The following is a 14564-nucleotide window of genomic DNA, read 5'->3' on the forward strand; positions in this document are numbered from 1 at the left end:
GGAACGGGAAGTGAACGTCAGGCGCCGGCGCCACCCTCCGGCGCGCCCAGCAGGGCCGCCCGCACCACCGCCTCGGCCGCGCTCAGCTCCCCCAGCCAGCCGCGCAGCTCGTCCAGGGTGGGCTCCTCATAGGCTTCTTCCATCGGGTTCGCGGACGGATATCGGAAGCTGTAGCCGAAGGGCGTCATCCAGGCCCAGGGGGCCAGGACGTCCCGGAGCGGATGCGCATCCGGCAAGCGGGCGATCAGGTCCGCGATGTCGTGGCTCTTGGGAACGCGGACCGCCGCCGCAGCCAGCACCGCCTTCACCAGCTTCTCCACGGCCTGCTGGCAATGGTAGGCGGCCCCGGTCGGCAGCGGCACCGGCCCGTCGATGGCGTTGCGGACCATCGCCAGATCGTCGCGCGCATGCCTGAGCCAGCCGGCGACCGTTTCAGTGGCCATAGACGAGGCGGCCATGGGCGAAGGCTTCGTGGCTCAGATTGCCGACCTGCCGTTTCGCCCGTTCGAAGCCGCGCCGGGTGCAGGGGAACAGCTCGACGCGCGCAGCCACCCCCCTGGTTGCCTCATAGGCCTCCCGGGGGTGGAGCCTGCGGCCGAAATCATCGGGCAGGACCATGAGCAGGTCGTAGTCGCTGTCGGTGCGGGCACTGCCCCGGGCGCGGCTGCCGAAAAGGTAAATCGCCTCCGGGCGGAAGGCCGCGACGAGGCGGTCCACGATCTCCAGCAACGTGAGGTCATTCGGCGCGAGGGCATCCGGCATGGCCGCATCCTAGCACGGCGGGGCCGCGGGCCGGGAGGGGGCGCGGCTATTCCGCCGCCGCGCGGGAAGGGTCGCCGCCGCGGCCCGGGGTCCGGTCCTTCACCCAGCGGCTGGTGCAGACGATCTTCGACGTGTCGCAGCGGTCGGCGTAGCGCCGGGCCACGGCGATCACCTCGTGCATCAGCCCGTCGCTGAGCCGGGTCGGCGTCAGGCCCAGGCCTACCAGCCCCGCATTCGCCACGTCCAGGTTGTTCTCCGGCGCCTCCTTGCGCGGGTTCTCCTGCTGCGCGACCGGCACGCCGGTCATGCCGGCGACCATCTCCGCCAGATCGCGGACCCGGTGGCACTCGGTCATCTGGTTCAGGATGCGCACCCGCTCCCCCCGCGCCGGCGGGCTGAGCGCCGCCAGTTCGATGCAGCGCACGGTGTCGCGGATATGGATGAAGGCGCGGGTCTGGCCGCCGGTGCCGTGGACGGTCAGCGGATGGCCGACGGCCGCCTGCATCAGGAAGCGGTTCAGCACGGTGCCGTAGTCGCCGTCATAGTCGAAGCGGTTGATCAGACGTTCGTCCAGATCCGTTTCCGGGGTCGAGGTGCCCCAGACGATGCCCTGGTGCAGGTCGGTGATGCGCAGCCCGTCATTCTTCGCGTAATAGTAGAACAGGAGCTGGTCCAGCGTCTTGGTCATGTGATAGATGCTGCCCGGATCGGCGGGATACAGGATCTCCACATCCGCCGCGGCCCCGCCGGACTTCAGCGTCGCCTCGATGTAGCCCTCCGGGATGCGCAGGCCGCGCGCCTTGCCGTAGCCGTAGACGCCCATGGTGCCCAGATGCAGCAGATGCGCGTCCGGGCAGGCCTCGACCATGGCGCAGAGCACGTTGTTGGTGGCGTTGATGTTGTTGTCCACCGTGTAGCGCTTGTGCCGGGGCGACTTCATGGAATAGGGCGCGGCGCGCTGCTCGGCGAAATGGACGATGGCGTCGGGCCGCTCCTGGGCGAAGGCGGCCTCCAGCGCGTCGTAGTCGCGCGCCACGTCCAGCGCGCGGAACCCGATGCGGTGGCCGCTGCGTTCCGTCCAGGCCGCCAGCCGCTCGTCCAGCGGCCGGATCGGGGTCAGGCTCTCGGCGCCCAGCTCCGCATCGGTGTCGCGGCGGGCGAAACTGTCGATGATGGTGACCTGGTGGCCGCGGGCGGAAAGGTGAAGCGACGTGGGCCAGCCGCAGAAACCATCCCCGCCGAGGATCAGGACCTTCATGCCGCGTTTCCTTCCCTTTGTCCTTGTCTGGAGGGATCATGATCCGGAAAAGACGATCCGGACCGCCGGAGTGCTGTCGGTGGTCTTGCACCGTTCCGCCGATCTCTGTTCCCCGGGACGGGCGAACTAGACAGGAATTGCCCACCCCTCGCAATACCACCATCCGCCTGTCACGGAACCTTCACCGCCCCACTCCGGCTTAACCGAAAGGCCGCCGTCCGCATGCGCATCCTGCTCGCCACCGACGCCTGGGTCCCGCAGATCAACGGGGTCGTCCGTGCGCTCTCCACCACGGTCCGGGAGCTGGAGGCCCTGGGCCACCGGGTCGAGGTGATCGGCCCCGACCGCTTCCGCACCGTGCCCGCCCCCAGCTATCCGGAGGTCCGGCTGGCCGTGGCGCCGGGCCGCGCCCTCGCCCGCATGGTGGAGGACTTCGCCCCCGAGGCCGTCCACATCCCGGTGGAGGGGCCGATCGGGCTGGCCGCGCGGCGGCTGTGCCTGAAGCGCGGCTGGCCCTTCACGACCAGCTTCCACACCCGCTTCGGCGACTATTTCGCCCGCAAGTTCCGCATCTCCGCCGACATCCCCTTCGCCCTGCAACGCTGGTTCCATAACGCCGGCAGCGGCTTCATGGTCCAGACCGACACGCTGGAGCGCGAACTGCGCGGCCGGGGCTTCCGCAACATCCGGCGCTGGGGCCGGGCGGTGGACACGGGCCTGTTCCGGCCCTTCGACGGCGATCCCGGCTTCGACCGCGACTTCCTGGGCCTGCCGCGGCCGGTCTTCCTGAATGTCGGCCGTGTCTCCGCCGAGAAGAACCTGGAGGATTTCCTGCGGCTGGAGCTGCCCGGCAGCAAGGTGGTGGTGGGCGACGGACCGCAACTGGCGGACTACCGGGCGCGCTATCCGGGGGTGCATTTCCTGGGCTACCGCACGGGCGACGATCTGGCGCGGCACTTCGCCGCGGCGGACGTCTTCGTCTTCCCGTCCCGTTTCGAGACCTTCGGGCTGGTGGCGCTGGAGAGCCTGGCCTGCGGCACGCCCGTCGCGGCCTATCCGGTGCCGGGGCCGCTGGACGTGATCGGCGACCGCCCGGTGGGGGCGCTGGACGAGGACCTGCGCGCCGCCGCCCTGCGCTGCCTGGAGATCGACCGCACGGCCTGCCGCGCCTTCGCGGAGGGCTTCTCCTGGCGCCGCTGCACGGAGGAGTTCCTCGCCAACCTCGCCCCCATCGCCCCCGCCCGCGCGCTGGCGGCGTAGCGGGCGGCGGAGCGGGTCCTGTAGCGGATCGCGTTCAGGATTTCGCGCAGGTCCGCATCCCGCTTCCGACCGGTCTTGCCCGGTGGCGGCACAAGCGGCGCGATCCGTGACCATTCCTCATCGGTCAGGTCCGTCGGGTAACGCTTCGTCTTCCTCTCGATCTCGGCCATCCGGCCACGGTTCGCTCGGGCCCACATCCCGAGCTTTAATCATGCAGCCAGCCCGGCTTCGGGCCTTTCCAAATGGGCTCTGGGCCATCTCAATTCAAATCCACTGAGGTTGAGCCATCGGAACGGGAACCCACTCGGTTTCGCCCTTCTGGTGGAATACTGCGAGGATGTCGATGGGCTTCGAACCCTTCTTGGTGAACGTGACTCTCAGAGGATAACTAGGGGTCAACGCCCCACCCACTGGACGCATCGACACTACATGTGCAGTGCCTCCATTTATAAATTTGAAAGCATCCTTGTTGAAACCACCGATAAAGGGCTGCTTGTTTTTCATCTCCCATCCAATCTCCGCCTCAGCGTTTTGCGTAACGAAAGCGAAGTTCGGATTCGGCTCTATCAAGTGTGACGCTTGGACAGTGACCTCGATTGAACCGTCGCTATATGTGGTCTGCACAAACGTGAGGTTCGAAAATCCTTGATGCTGCGGGGTGAAGGAGGCATGCCCCTGGGTCAGGCTAACAATTTGTGAAATAGCAGCCTCAAGCCCGATAGTGTGCATATCGATATACAGCGTTTGCTTGAGCACTGGCGGCATTTCACTCCCATCAACCCGAACAGGAACTATCTGAATTTTTCCCTTCGACGCTCCATATAGTGCGTTCTGCCACTCCAATTTCACCATTCCGCTAGCAAGACTGTTCGCAGAAACAAAGAAGAACACGAACTCCGGTGACTCTAGCCCCTTGTTCATTCGATCAATAATCCCGTCACCGGGTCGAATCGACCATGAGTCGTAGAACACTTGATCTTGACCGAATATCGCTGCTAGCCTCAGCGCAACGGCTTCGACGAGTGGCTTATCGTTGTGGTTATGGCTGAGAAAGATGCGGTGAGCCATCGCTACCTCTCGTCTGAATAGGCCGTCGCCGAAGATATACATTAGAAAGGTTAGTGGCCACGGCGTCGTGAAGGCGCAGCTTGCTGATAGTCCGTTCGAGAATCCTACCTCTGGCTGATGCGGCGTAGGAGGAGGGAACCCATGGCGAGGTGGATCATGGCTTCGGAGACATCGATCCGCTTTTCGTAGTCTCGGACGAGGAGATGCCAACGGTCAGCCAGCCGAAGGTGCGCTCGACGACCCAGCGGCGAGGCAGGGCCTTGAAGCCGGGGTCGTGAGCGGTTTGGCGGACGACCTCGACGACGAAGTCTAGGAAGCGGACCTTGTCCATCAGCCTGCCCCGGTCGTAGGCACCATCGTCGAAGAGCTGCGCCCCCCGGGGCAGGCGCTTGCGGATGGCATCCAGGATGAGCTGCGCGCCTGCGCTGTCGGAGATGTCGGCGGTAATCGGGTTCACCATCAGCAACCGCCCGTCCGCCTCCACGGCGATGTGGCTCTTGCGACCCTTGACCTTCTTGCCCGCATCGAAGCCGCGCTGTGCCGCCGTCTGGGCCTTGACCGACTGGCTGTCGATGACACCGACGCTGGGGCTCGCCTCCCGACCAGCGCGCTCCCGGTCGATCATCAGGGCCACATCGTGGATGGTGCGGAACAGCAGGCGGCGCACGAACACGCGGAACCACCAGTAGACCGTCTGCCAGGGCGGGAAATCCTTCGGCAGCATCCCCCGCCTGACCGGGTCCTGTAGCGGATCGCGTTCGGGATCTCGCGCAGGTCCGCATCCCGCTTCCGATCGGCCTTGTCAGGCGGCGGCAGAAGCGGCGCGATCCGTGACCATTCCTCATCGGTCAGGTCCGTCGGGTAACGCTTCGTCTTCTTCTCGATCTCGGCCATCCGGCCACGGTTCGCTCGGGTCCACATCCCGAGCCTGAATCACGTCACCACCCCGGCTTCAAGCCTTCACAAATGGGCTCTGGCCGATCAGTCTTTCAAACAATATGGGCGATCTACCGCAATCTTCACTGGGCAAGCGCTGGGCTTCCTGCACCTTGCGTCAAGACAGCAACCACGCAGTAGAGGTGCGACCGCGGAGAATTCAGCAACCCACTCGGCCGTACATGCTGTAGTGGACTGGTCGACTCGTTTCTTCTACGGTCAATGCCATTGACCATCTTTTGGTGATCCTGGCGACCAGATGCGGTGCCTGCCTACAGGCTCCGCCGCGCCCGCAGGGCCGCGGTCAGGGTGCCGTCGTCGAGGTAGTCCAGCTCGCCGCCCACCGGCACCCCGTGCGCGAGGCGGGAGATGCGGACGTCGCAGCCCTCCAGCCGGTCGGCGAGATAGTGCGCCGTGGTCTGGCCGCCGACCGTGGCGTTCAGCGCCAGGATCACCTCCGTGACCTCCGGCCGGCTGGCCCGTTCCAGCAGCTTCGGCACGTTCAGGTCGTCCGGCCCGACGCCCTCCAGCGCCGAGAGTGTGCCGCCCAGCACATGGTAGAGGCCGCGGTAGGCGCCCGTGCGCTCCAGCGCCCAGAGGTCGCCCACCTCCTCCACCACGCAGAGGGTGGTGCGGTCGCGGCCGCCGGGGCGCTCGCCGTCGCGGCAGACATGGCAGGGGTCGCCGGTATCCAGGTTGCCGCAGACCGAGCAGGTGCGGATGCCCGCGGCGGCGGCGGCCATCGCCTCGGCCAGCGGCTCCATCAGCGTGTCGCGCTTCTTGATGAGGTGCAGCGCCACCCGCCGCGCGGAGCGGGGGCCGAGCCCCGGCAGCTTGGCCAGGAGCTGGATCAGGCGGTCGATCTCGGGTCCGGTCATGGGGCCCAGAATATGGCGGTGTTCGCGCCTTGTTCCAGTGGAATGTCGGCGGCCCCGGTGCCGCCCGGATGACGGGCCGTCGGGCCGCGCCCGCGGAGGAGCGCGGCCGGCGCGTCCCGGCTCAGAACGGCAGCTTGAAGCCCGGCGGCAGCTTCAGCCCGCCCATCAGCTTCGCGGTCTCCTCGGCCATGTGGGCCTCGACCTTGTTCTTGGCGTCGTTGAAGGCGGCGACGATCAGGTCCTCCAGCACCTCGACGTCCTCGGGATCGACGACGGACTTGTCGAGCTTGATCTGCTTCAGCTCGCCCTTGCCGTTCAGCAGGATGCTGACCATGCCGCCGGCGGACACGCCGTTGACCTCGACCTCCGCCAGCTTGCTCTGCATCTCCTGCATGCGGGCCTGCATCTGCTGGGCCTGCTTCATCATGTTGCCGAGGTTCTTCATGACTCAGAAATCTCCTTCCCAATCGCCATCGTCCATGGACGGCGGAGCGTCGAAATAAGGGTTGTCGGGCGGCATGTCACCATCGTCGCCGCCGGCATCGTCCTCCGGCGGGGCGGGCGGGGCCGCAAGCGCGGCCTGGGCCGCCTGCTGCGCCGCTTCCTGCGCCAGATCGCGGATCGTCTCGATCCGCGCCCCGGGAAAGGCGGCCAGCACCGCCTGGACCAGGGGATGCGCCTCCACCTGCCGGCGGATCTCGGCCTCGGCGGCGCGGGCCTTCTCCCGCAGGGTCGGCTGCCCCGGCGCGCTGGAGACGGACACCACCCAGCGCCGCCCGGTCCATTCCGTCAGAAGCTGGCCGACGCGGCCGGCCAGATTGTGCGGCGCCTGCGGCTCCGGACGGAACTCGATCTGTCCGGGCTCGAACCGGACGAGATGCACCAGCGTCTCCAGGTCCGCGGCGATGCGGGCCTCGCGCCGCTCGTTGAAGAGCGCGACGACGTCCGCGAAGTCGCGCGGGTCCGCCAGCGCGGCAGGGGCGGCGTCGGGCGCCAGGGCCTCCGCCGGCTGCGGCACGGCCGGCGCGCCGACGGCAAGGCCCCGCGGCGCCGGGGCGGAGAGCGCCGCGAGAGGCGCCGCAGCGGCCAGCGCCCGCGGCCCGCCGCCACCGCCGGCAGGTCCCGCCGACAGCGCCCGCGCCGCCGCCTCGGCCCCGCCGGCCTCCTGGATCTTCTTCAGCAGGTCGCCCGGCGTCGGCAGGTCGGAGGCATAGGCGAGACGGATCACCACCATCTCCAGCGCCTGCATGGGCACCGGCGCCTGCTGCACCTCCCCCAGCCCCTTCAGCAGGATCTGCCAGGCGCGGGTCAGGGCGGGCATGCCCAGCGCCCCGGCCAGGGCGACGCCGCGGGTGCGCTCCGTCTCGGGGATGGCGGGGTCCTCGGCCGTGCCGGGAACGACCCGGGTGCGGGTCAGGAAATGGGTGAAGTCCAGCAGGTCCTGGACGATCACCACCGGATCGGCGCCGCGCCGGTGCAGCCCGTCCAGCACGCCCAGCGCATCCGCCGGCCGCGCCGCCATGGCGGCTTCGAACAGGTCCACGATCAGGCCGCGGTCGGCAAGGCCGAGCATGTCGCGCACCTGCTCCGCCGTCACCCGGCCGGAACCCAGCGCGATCGCCTGGTCCAGCAGCGACAGCCCGTCGCGGACCGAGCCGTCGGCGGCGCGGGCGATCAGGGAGATCGCCTCCGCCTCGGCCTCCACCCCCTCCTTGCCGGCGATGCGGGTGAAGTGGCCGACCAGCGTGCCCTGGTCCACCCGGCGCAGGTCGAACCGCTGGCAGCGCGACAGCACCGTGATCGGTACCTTGCGGATCTCGGTGGTGGCGAAGACGAACTTCACATGCGGCGGCGGTTCCTCCAGCGTCTTCAGGAGCGCGTTGAACGCGCCCTTGGACAGCATGTGGACCTCGTCGATGATGTAGAGCTTGTAGCGCGCCGCCGCCGGGGCGTAGCGCACGCCGTCGATGATCTCGCGGATGTTGTCCACGCCGGTGTTGCTGGCGGCGTCCATCTCCAGCACATCGACATTGCGGTCGGCCGCGATGGAGCGGCACTGCTCGCAGACGCCGCAGGGCGTAATGGTGGGGCCGCCCTTGCCGTCCGGGCCGACGCAGTTCAGGGCGCGGGCGATGATGCGGGCGGTGGTGGTCTTGCCCACCCCGCGCACCCCGGTCAGCATGTAGGCCTGATGGATGCGGCCCGACTGGATGGCGTTGCGCAGCGTGCGGACCAGCGCATCCTGGCCCACCAGCTCGTCGAAGGACTGCGGTCGGTACTTGCGCGCCAGCACGCGGTAGGCGGCTCCGGCGGAGGGGGCCGGGGCGGCGGCTTCGGTGTCGGGCACGAGCGTCGTGTCGGTCACGGGGCGCGTCAACTCGGGTCGCGGGCGGTGTCGCTGCGGACGGGACGTGCCAGTCTAGTCAGCGGCCCCCGACTTGTCGCCGTCGAAGTGCGGGACATCGTGGACGGCCGCAGGCGACCGCCTCCCGCGGGGCCGGCCGGAACCGACCCGCCTGCGGGGGAACCATGCCCGGCAGACCGGGGCTGGCGGGAACCGTCCGTCAGGGGAGAGGTGGGAGGCTGGACAAACGACCCGGGCCGAAACTCGTTACGGCTGCTTCCTTCCGGACCTGACCGGATTGGCGAGAGACCCGTCCGCCGCCAACCTCCCGGCCCCTATATGGATCGGCAGCCCCCCCGGAGGCAAGGGGTAAAGAGGCCCGGGGAAAGAGCCAGGGGGGACACGGCCGCCCCAGGCCGGCCGCGCCCGGACCGCCGGGGCCGCTCAGAAGGCCGGGTCCGGGCCGGCCGCGGGGTCGAGATGCCGCACCGCGAAGCCGTGCCCGGCGGCCAGCAGCTCCGCCACCCGCAGCCGGTGGCAGTCGTGCGGCTGCGCCTCGAAACAGAGCAGGCAGGCCGGCGCCTCGGCCACGACAGCCGCCGCGCGGGCAAGGTCGTGCGCGGCCTCCGGGGTGGCGAGGCTGTCGTCCACGATCCGCCAGAACTCCTCCATCCGCCCGGCCCGGTTGGCAAGGCGGCCCTCCTTCGGCGTGCCCAGCCCCTTCAGGTGCAGGTAGCCGATGCCCGCCTCCGCCAGCGTGGCGGCCAGCGGCCGCTTGGAGAAGCCGGCGCTGCGGGACAGCGGCAGGTCGCGCACGTCCAGCACCGTGCGCACCCCTGCCGCCTTCAGGACCCCGATCAGATCGGGCAGGGCCGCCCCCTCATAGCCGATGGTGTAGAGCTGCATGGGAACGGCCCGCCTCCTGTCAGGTCATCCGGGGCGCCGGATCAGCGCCCCTCCTTCAGGGACTTCTCGCGGACGGCGCGGAACTCCGACCCCTTGTACCAGGAAGGCCAGTCGGTGCCGTTGGCGAGATCGCGGCTCAGATCGTAGACCATCCGCAGATCGTCCACCGCCCCGGTCAGGTCCATGCCCGGCACCCATTCGTCGTGCGGGGTGTGGTAGCGCAGGCGCGTGAACTCGTTGTACTGCGCCCGGCCCCACTCCTCGCCGTGCTCGATGCTGTCCACGCCGGAACCGGCGAACATCATGGGGACACCGATCTTGGCCAGCGGGAAGTGGTCGGACCGGTAGTAGAGGCCGCGCTCGGGGAAGGGTTCCGGCTTCACGATCTTGTTGTTGCCCTCGGCCCAGCGGGCCAGACGGTCCTCAAGCTCCGACTTGCCGGCGCCGGTCACGACGATGTCGCGCATCGGACCGAAGGGGTTCAGCATGTCCATGTTGAAGCCGCCGACCGTGCGGGCGGGCGGGAAGACCGGGTTCTTCGCGTAGTATTCGGAGCCCAGCAGCCCCTGCTCCTCCGCCGTGTAGGAGAGGAAGGCGATGGTCCGCTCCGGCCGCTCGCCCTTGGCGAACGCCTCGGCCAGTTCGATCAGGCCGGCGACACCCGTCGCGTTGTCCATGGCGCCGTTGTAGATGTCGTCCCCGTCCATCGCCGGGCCGCGGCCCAGATGGTCCCAGTGGGCGGAGATCAGCACCACCTCGTCGGGCCGCTTGCTGCCGGTCAGCTTGCCGATGATGTTGTAGCTGTCGAAGGTGCGCACCTTGTTGGTGACCGCGGCCGAGGCGGTGAGCTTGAGCGGCACCGGCTTGAAGCCGCGCTGCGCCGCGGCCTTCGCCAGGGCGTCGAAATCCTGCCCGGCAAGGGAGAACATCTCCCGCGCCACATCCTGCTGCACCCAGCCCTGGATCGTCGGGCGAGACCTGCCGCCGTCGGGCGGCACCAGATCCAGCTTCGGCACGCGCCAGGAATTGGTCACCACGGCCCAGGGATAGCCCGCGGCCCGGGTCTCGTGGACGATCAGCACGCCCGCCGCGCCCTGGCGCTCGGCCTCCTCGTACTTGTACGGCCAGCGGCCGTACCAGGTCATGGCGTTGCCGTTGAAAAGACTCGGGTCCTGCGTGGCGAAGCCGGGATCGTTGACCAGCACGACCACCGTCTTGCCGCGCACGTCCAGTCCGGCATAGTCGTTCCAGCCATATTCAGGCGCGACGATGCCGTAGCCGACGAAGACCACCTCGCTGTCGGTCAGCGCCTGCTCCGGCTCCGGCCGGCGGCTGACGGTGATCATCTGGGTGAAGAAGTCGTAGCTCTTCTCGCCGCCCGGCCCCTTCACCGTCAGCGGCGACTGGCTGAGGCCCGTGACCTCCACCAGCGGCACCCGTTGCAGGTAGCTGTCGCCCACCGCCGGCTCCAGCCCCAGGGCGCGGAACTGCCCGGTGATGTAGTCCAGCGACTTCTGCTCGCCCGGGGTTCCGGGCTTGCGCCCTTCGAATTCGTCGGACGCCAGGACCTTGACGTGCTCCGTCAGCTCCTCGGCGGTGATCGCTGCTTGCTGGGCCAGCGCCGCAGCGGCGGGAACCACCGTGAGAGCGGTTCCCAGAAGCAGGCCTCTCACTCTCGTCAGACGCATCATTCCGTCCTTGTTCGTTCGGGGTCCACGCCGGAGCCGCCCGCCCCTCCAGGCGGTGCGGCCCCGGCATGGACCGTCCTTGTCGAGTCGTCACCCCGGCGATCGGCGGGGCGGGGTCAGCTCACCCGGAGCCCCGGATCAGCGCCCCTCCTTCAGGGACTTCTCGCGGATGGCGCGGAACTCCGCCCCCTTGTACCAGACGGGCCAGGCGGTGCCGTCGGTCAGGCTGCGGCTCATGTCGTAGACCATCCGCACATCGTCCACCGCGCCGGTCAGGTCCATGTCCGGCGTCCATTCGTCTTTCGGGGTATGGTAGCGCAGCCGGGTGAACTCCTCCGCCTGGGCCCGGCCCCACGCCTCGCCGTGCGCCACGCTGTCCACACCGGACCCGGCCGACAGGGTCGGAATGCCGATCTTGGCCAGCGGGAAGTGGTCGGACCGGTAGTAGCCGCCCCGCTCGGGGAAGGGTTCCGGCTTCACCACCTTGCCGTTGTCCGCGGCCCAGCGGGCCAGCAGATCCTCCAGCTCCGACTTGCCGGCGCCGGTGACGACCACGTCGCGCATCGGACCGAACGGGTTCAGCCCGTCCAGATTGAACCCGGCCACGGTGCGCGACGGCGGGAAGACGGGGTTCATGGCATAGTATTCGGAGCCCAGCAGCCCCTGCTCCTCCGCCGTGTAGGCGATGAAGGCGATGGTCCGCTCCGGCCGCTTGCCCTTGACATAGGCTTCGGCCATCTCGATCAGGCCGGCGATGCCGGAGGCGTTGTCCATGGCGCCGTTGTAGATGTCGTCCCCGTCCATCGCCGGGCCGCGGCCCAGATGGTCCCAGTGGCCGCCGACCAGCACCACCTCGTCGGGCCGCTTGCTGCCGGTCACCTTGCCGACGACGTTGTAGCTGTCGAAGGTGCGGACCTTGTTGGTGACCGCGGCCGAGGCGGTGAGCTTGAGCGGCACCGGCTTGAAGCCGCGTTGTGCCGCGGATTTCGCCAGGGCGTCGAAATCCTGCCCGGCGAGCGAGAACATCTCCCGCGCCACGTCCTGCTGCACCCAGCCCTGGATCACCGGGCGCGACTTGCCGCCGTCGGGTGGCACCAGGTCCAGCTTCGGCACGCTCCAGGAATTGACGACGACCGTCCAGGGATAGCCCGCGGCCTTCGTCTCATGCACGATCAGCACGCCCGCCGCGCCCTGGCGCTCGGCCTCCTCGTACTTGTAGGGCCAGCGGCCGTACCAGGTCATGGCGTTGCCGTTGAACAGCGCCGGGTCCTGCGTGGCGAAGCCGGGGTCGTTGACCAGCACGACCACCGTCTTGCCGCGCACGTCCAGCCCGGCATAGTCGTTCCAGCCGTATTCCGGGGCGACGATGCCGTAGCCGACGAAGACCACCTCGCTGTCGGTCAGCGCCTGCTCCGGCTCCGGCCGGCGGCTGACGGTGACCATCTGGGTGACGAAATCGTAGCTCTTCGCGCCACCCGGTCCCTTCACCGTCAGCGGCGACCGGCTGACGCCGGCGAACTCCACCATCGGCACCCGTTGCAGGTAGCTGTCGCCCACCGCCGGCTCCAGCCCCAGGGCGCGGAACTGCCCGGTGATGTAGTCCAGGGTCTTCTGCTCGCCCGGGGTTCCGGGCTTGCGCCCCTCGAACGCGTCGGCCGACAGAACCTTCACATGCTCCGTCAGGTCCTCGGCGGTAATGGCCGCATGCTGGGCCAGCGCCCAGCCCGCCGGAACCAGCGTGAGCGCGGTTCCCAGAAGCAAGCCTCTCACTCTCGTCAGACGCATCATTCCGTCCTTGTTTGTCTTGGGTCCATTCCGGAACCTTCTCCACACCGTCATATGCGGTGCGAAAACAGCATAGGCCCCGCGGCCGGTTTCGTCACCCCGGCGGAACCATCGCCGCTGCGACGAACGGACCGGCAGGTGTCCGCGGCAACGGGGCAGCGCGCGGGGGCGGGCCGGCGGGCATGCGTAGTCCTGGCTTGCCTTCCGCGGCGCCAGCCCGTATAAGGCGCGCTTCATTCGGGCGGCGAGGCCGGGCGAAGCGCCCGGGGCATGCCCAACCGCCCCGTTTCAGTAGAAGGACATGAAATGCCCAAGCTGAAGAACCATTCGGGCTCGAAGAAGCGGTTCAAGTTCACCGCCTCGGGCCTCGTCAAGGCGCAGGCCGCCGGCAAGCGCCACGGCATGAGCAAGCGGCCCCAGAAGATGAAGCGGAACGCCCGCGGCACCTTCGTGATGTTCAAGGCCGATGGCGAGAAGATCGCCGAGAATTTCCTGCGGGTTAAGTGAGGAGGGTCGATAAATGGCTCGCGTCAAGCGGGGCGTGACCACTCACGCCCGTCACAAGAAGGTCCTGAAGCTCGCCAAGGGCTACCGGGGCCGCAGCTCGAAGTGCTACCGGATCGCGCTGGAGCGGGTCGAGAAGGCGTTGCGCTACGCCTACCGCGACCGCCGCAACAAGAAGCGTGACTTCCGCGGTCTCTGGATCCAGCGCATCAACGCCGGTGCGCGCCTGCACGGCCTGACCTACAGCAAGTTCATGCACGGCCTGAAGCGGGCCGGCATCGAGGTGGACCGCAAGGTCCTCTCCGACATCGCCGCGCGCGAGCCGGAGAGCTTCAAGGCCCTGGTCGAGCAGGCCCAGAAGGCCCTGGCCGCCTGACCGGCACGGTCCTTGGTGAATTCGGGAAGGGCGCGTCCTGCGGGGCGCGCCCTTTTCATTTGGGCCCGGTTTCCGTTCGGGCCCGCTGCGGTCATGGCGGGGCGCTTGCTCGCGCCGGCCCGTTGATCACGCAGGCCCGTAAATCTCCTCCAGGATGATCCCGCCGGGGACCGTGGCGAGCGGCACCGGCCCGTCGCCGATGATGTCGCGGGTCAGCCAGCCCTCCGGCACGCGGGAGACGAGCTGGACGTGACGGCGCTCGGCGTCGATCAGCAGGATTTCGCGCAGGCCGGGGATCGTCATGTAGTCCGGCACCTTCTGTCCGCGGTCATGCGCCTTGGTCGAGGGGGAGAGAATCTCCACCACCAGCACCGGGTCCACCACCCAGGGCGATCCCGCGGGCTGCGGCGCGCAGGAGACGGCGATGTCCGCCTCGTAGAAGGTGTCATCCCGTCCGGGCAGCAGGATGCCGGCCTGTCCGGTCGGCTGACAGGGCGGCGGCAGACGCTCCAGCAGGCGGCGGCCGAGGCGGAGCATGATGCGGCCGTGCTCGCCCGAGGGCAGCGCCATGGCCCGGAGCTTGCCGCCGACCAGTTCGTAGCGCAGGTCGGGCTCGCCCTCGTGGGCGAGGAACTCCGTCAGCGTACAGCCGCGTTCGGCGGCGTGTCCCGGCATCGGTCCCTCCGCGCATCCCGTCCCTGCCGGGCAAGGATGCGGCGTGGCGTCCTGGGTTGCAAGGGACGGGCTGGCATCTGCCCGCCCGCCTGCGCTAAAACCGCCTGTCAACGCGCCCAACCGA

Annotated in this window: 14 protein-coding genes, 1 other RNA gene and 2 pseudogenes; 3 read left to right on the plus strand and 14 right to left on the minus strand. The window is 68.8% G+C overall.

The annotated features are described in order from the left end of the window. Positions 1–17: 17 nt before the first annotated feature. Genes ACFQPS_RS11380 through ACFQPS_RS11390 form a run of 3 tightly spaced genes read right to left on the minus strand, consistent with a single transcriptional unit; the run spans position 18 to position 2020 of the window. Positions 18–458, minus strand: a complete 441-nt coding sequence (locus ACFQPS_RS11380) for a HEPN domain-containing protein (RefSeq protein ID WP_377359056.1) — start codon at positions 456–458, stop codon at positions 18–20. Then, on the minus strand, positions 433–762 hold the full coding sequence (locus ACFQPS_RS11385) for a nucleotidyltransferase domain-containing protein (RefSeq protein WP_377359057.1): 330 nt from the start codon (positions 760–762) through the stop codon (positions 433–435). The genes ACFQPS_RS11380 and ACFQPS_RS11385 overlap by 26 nt, the downstream gene beginning before the upstream one ends. A gap of 46 nt (positions 763–808) precedes the next feature. After that, positions 809–2020, minus strand: coding sequence for an NAD-dependent epimerase/dehydratase family protein (locus ACFQPS_RS11390; RefSeq protein WP_377359059.1), 1212 nt, complete (start codon positions 2018–2020; stop codon positions 809–811). 222 nt (positions 2021–2242) lie between these two features. Here ACFQPS_RS11390 and ACFQPS_RS11395 point away from each other — a divergent pair, with 222 nt between their 5' ends. After that, positions 2243–3280: a glycosyltransferase family 4 protein gene (locus tag ACFQPS_RS11395; protein ID WP_377359061.1), complete on the plus strand. Its 1038-nt coding sequence runs from the start codon at positions 2243–2245 to the stop codon at positions 3278–3280. Between the two features lie 8 nt (positions 3281–3288). Here ACFQPS_RS11395 and ACFQPS_RS11400 read toward each other — a convergent pair. The 10 genes and pseudogenes from ACFQPS_RS11400 to ACFQPS_RS11445 all read right to left on the minus strand — a co-directional run. Next, positions 3289–3477, minus strand: a pseudogene (locus ACFQPS_RS11400) (transposase); the annotation flags it as partial. Between the two features lie 67 nt (positions 3478–3544). Next, a complete protein-coding gene (locus ACFQPS_RS11405) occupies positions 3545–4348 on the minus strand; it encodes a toll/interleukin-1 receptor domain-containing protein (protein ID WP_377359063.1) in 804 nt (267 codons plus the stop codon). 104 nt (positions 4349–4452) lie between these two features. Further along, positions 4453–5269: pseudogene (locus ACFQPS_RS11410) on the minus strand (IS5 family transposase). A gap of 287 nt (positions 5270–5556) precedes the next feature. Then, positions 5557–6162 carry a recombination mediator RecR gene (recR, locus tag ACFQPS_RS11415; RefSeq protein ID WP_377359065.1) on the minus strand — a complete coding sequence of 202 codons (606 nt, stop codon included), beginning with the start codon at positions 6160–6162 and terminating at the stop codon, positions 5557–5559. A gap of 121 nt (positions 6163–6283) precedes the next feature. Continuing rightward, positions 6284–6607 (minus strand): YbaB/EbfC family nucleoid-associated protein, encoded by a 324-nt coding sequence (locus ACFQPS_RS11420; protein WP_012567477.1) that lies wholly within the window; start codon positions 6605–6607, stop codon positions 6284–6286. Between the two features lie 3 nt (positions 6608–6610). Continuing rightward, positions 6611–8527, minus strand: a complete 1917-nt coding sequence (locus ACFQPS_RS11425) for a DNA polymerase III subunit gamma/tau (RefSeq protein ID WP_377359066.1) — start codon at positions 8525–8527, stop codon at positions 6611–6613. A 210-nt stretch (positions 8528–8737) separates the two neighbouring features. Beyond that, positions 8738–8835: signal recognition particle sRNA small type (ffs, locus tag ACFQPS_RS11430), an RNA gene on the minus strand. A gap of 115 nt (positions 8836–8950) precedes the next feature. Next, the gene (locus tag ACFQPS_RS11435; protein ID WP_377359067.1) at positions 8951–9412 is read right to left on the minus strand and encodes a DUF488 domain-containing protein; all 462 of its coding nucleotides are present in this window, start codon (positions 9410–9412) and stop codon (positions 8951–8953) included. Between the two features lie 41 nt (positions 9413–9453). Beyond that, positions 9454–11085: a M28 family metallopeptidase gene (locus ACFQPS_RS11440; RefSeq protein ID WP_377359068.1), complete on the minus strand. Its 1632-nt coding sequence runs from the start codon at positions 11083–11085 to the stop codon at positions 9454–9456. Between the two features lie 153 nt (positions 11086–11238). Next, complete coding sequence (locus tag ACFQPS_RS11445) at positions 11239–12861, minus strand: M28 family metallopeptidase (RefSeq protein WP_377359070.1); 1623 nt, start codon at positions 12859–12861, stop codon at positions 11239–11241. Positions 12862–13191: 330 nt separating this feature from the next. Between ACFQPS_RS11445 and rpmI the strand changes: the two genes are divergently transcribed. Both rpmI and rplT read left to right on the plus strand, forming a co-directional pair. Next, positions 13192–13392 (plus strand): 50S ribosomal protein L35, encoded by a 201-nt coding sequence (gene rpmI, locus ACFQPS_RS11450; protein WP_012567484.1) that lies wholly within the window; start codon positions 13192–13194, stop codon positions 13390–13392. Between the two features lie 13 nt (positions 13393–13405). After that, positions 13406–13765: a 50S ribosomal protein L20 gene (gene rplT / locus ACFQPS_RS11455; RefSeq protein ID WP_377359072.1), complete on the plus strand. Its 360-nt coding sequence runs from the start codon at positions 13406–13408 to the stop codon at positions 13763–13765. A 126-nt stretch (positions 13766–13891) separates the two neighbouring features. Here the strand turns inward: rplT and ACFQPS_RS11460 are convergent, their stop codons facing one another. Next, a complete protein-coding gene (locus ACFQPS_RS11460; protein ID WP_377359074.1) occupies positions 13892–14440 on the minus strand; it encodes a Uma2 family endonuclease in 549 nt (182 codons plus the stop codon). Positions 14441–14564 lie beyond the last annotated feature (124 nt).

This window comes from Rhodocista pekingensis (genome assembly GCF_042665545.1).
Taxonomy (GTDB): domain Bacteria; phylum Pseudomonadota; class Alphaproteobacteria; order Azospirillales; family Azospirillaceae; genus Rhodocista; species Rhodocista pekingensis.

Excerpts from the sequence above, each read along its gene's own strand:
- ACFQPS_RS11435 (WP_377359067.1), bottom strand. The coding sequence starts at position 9,412 with ATGCAGCTCTACACCATCGGCTATGAGGGGGCGGCCCTGCCCGATCTG.
- ACFQPS_RS11395 (WP_377359061.1), top strand. The coding sequence starts at position 2,243 with ATGCGCATCCTGCTCGCCACCGACGCCTGGGTCCCGCAGATCAACGGG.
- ACFQPS_RS11390 (WP_377359059.1), bottom strand. The coding sequence starts at position 2,020 with ATGAAGGTCCTGATCCTCGGCGGGGATGGTTTCTGCGGCTGGCCCACG.
- rpmI (WP_012567484.1), top strand. The coding sequence starts at position 13,192 with ATGCCCAAGCTGAAGAACCATTCGGGCTCGAAGAAGCGGTTCAAGTTC.
- rplT (WP_377359072.1), top strand. The coding sequence starts at position 13,406 with ATGGCTCGCGTCAAGCGGGGCGTGACCACTCACGCCCGTCACAAGAAG.
- ACFQPS_RS11460 (WP_377359074.1), bottom strand. The coding sequence starts at position 14,440 with ATGCCGGGACACGCCGCCGAACGCGGCTGTACGCTGACGGAGTTCCTC.
- ACFQPS_RS11385 (WP_377359057.1), bottom strand. The coding sequence starts at position 762 with ATGCCGGATGCCCTCGCGCCGAATGACCTCACGTTGCTGGAGATCGTG.
- ACFQPS_RS11405 (WP_377359063.1), bottom strand. The coding sequence starts at position 4,348 with ATGGCTCACCGCATCTTTCTCAGCCATAACCACAACGATAAGCCACTC.
- ACFQPS_RS11420 (WP_012567477.1), bottom strand. The coding sequence starts at position 6,607 with ATGAAGAACCTCGGCAACATGATGAAGCAGGCCCAGCAGATGCAGGCC.
- recR (WP_377359065.1), bottom strand. The coding sequence starts at position 6,162 with ATGACCGGACCCGAGATCGACCGCCTGATCCAGCTCCTGGCCAAGCTG.
- ACFQPS_RS11380 (WP_377359056.1), bottom strand. The coding sequence starts at position 458 with ATGGCCGCCTCGTCTATGGCCACTGAAACGGTCGCCGGCTGGCTCAGG.